The organism is Thermococcus sp. M36, from assembly GCF_012027355.1.
GTDB lineage: Archaea > Methanobacteriota_B > Thermococci > Thermococcales > Thermococcaceae > Thermococcus.
Genome location: NZ_SNUH01000184.1, coordinates 1 through 457 on the forward strand (window position 1 = coordinate 1; position 457 = coordinate 457).

1 protein-coding gene is annotated in these 457 nt (G+C 33.7%); it reads right to left on the reverse strand.

The features are described 5' to 3' along the window. Positions 1-417: hypothetical protein (locus tag E3E36_RS11895; protein WP_167895584.1), on the reverse strand; the 417-nt coding region annotated here is incomplete at its 3' end. Positions 418-457: the final 40 nt, after the last annotated feature.

Genomic DNA, 457 nt, shown 5'->3' on the forward strand with positions numbered 1-457 from the left:
TACAACTTTTGCGTAATAATTTCCATTGGCTATAAGTTTACATTTATAATTTCCTTTTATATCTAATCCCTGAATGCCTGTTGCATCAAATAATTTTTCTGCATCTAAGTCAGCATCTGCAAAGGCTTTCAGGTTAACATGATTTACGCCAACTATGTGCATGTTTGCATTCAAATAACTTTTATCAAGGGTAAAATGCAAAGTATCAATATCAACTTTTAAACTATCCGTATTTAATTGAGGCAGCTTTGCAGAAAATTTAAACAGTAAATTTTTTACTGATGCCGGTGCTTTTTCGTAATCTAAATAACCATCATTAATATTCATTGCAAAACTTAAATCAGGCATTTTATTCTGCGAAGCAACATACTGCCCGGCGAGGGATGCATTAATTTCTGTTTTTCCTTTTGCATCCATTTTCGTAAACCAAGGCGTGTATTCAGGTGGTACTGCACTC